Below are 774 nucleotides of genomic sequence, written 5' to 3'. Positions count from 1 at the left end.
GTGCGGCTGGATCACCTCCTTTCTAAGGAGCATCTTCCACTCCTGCCTCGGCAGTGGGTGGCAAGGGCCGGTTTCTTCCAGCGAACGTCTGGAGGCCGGTGCTTCAGGGTGGAACATCAACACGGCACTCACCGTCGGTGGTGATCGCTAGTACGGCCGGTGCTCTCTGTGGAGGGCACGTGCACGGCTTGGAACGCGGTCACGATCGACTCCGGTGGGTGCCTGGCGCACTGTTGGGTCCTGAGGGACCGGACACCCACCCCTACGTGATCGTCGGTTCGCCCGGCTGGTCGCCAGGGGGTGGGGTCTTCTCTCTGTCGGGACCGTCCGGGGCAGGTCACATCGGCCGCGTCTTTTCCTGCGCGTGTGCGCGGGTGGGGTTCGTCGGTGCTGGTGCTTGCCGCATCTGGAGGGTACCTGGTTGTTGCTTGAGAACTGCACAGTGGACGCGAGCATTGCAGAACATCTGCCCGTTGGTGGGGTCGGTGGTCGTCGTTGGTTGTCGATCAGCGTTTCTGCGGCGGGTGGGTTGTGGTGCTTCGTCGAGTAGATTTTTTCTGTGTCTTTGTGGTTTGGGTTCTTGTGCTTGCCCGCCGGCGCCGTTCCTCGTCTGTTCAGTGGGGTTGACTTCTTCAACCGTTCTGTTCGGGTGGGTGGTGGTGTGTGGTGGTGGCAAGTGTGTAAGGGCGCACGGTGGATGCCTTGGCATCAGGAGCCGATGAAGGACGTGGGAGCCTGCGATAAGCCTCGGGGAGTTGGCAACCGAACGGTGAT

General features: G+C 62.1%; 1 rRNA gene. It reads left to right on the top strand.

The window, feature by feature from the left end:
- Positions 1–670: 670 nt before the first annotated feature.
- Positions 671–774, top strand: a 23S ribosomal RNA gene (locus ACRYMN_RS20865); the annotation flags it as partial.

The organism is Kineococcus gypseus (assembly GCF_050871305.1).
Taxonomy (GTDB): domain Bacteria; phylum Actinomycetota; class Actinomycetes; order Actinomycetales; family Kineococcaceae; genus Kineococcus; species Kineococcus gypseus.
The sequence above is the reverse complement of the archived record's forward strand: the minus strand, read 5'-3'. Positions and strand labels throughout refer to the sequence as shown.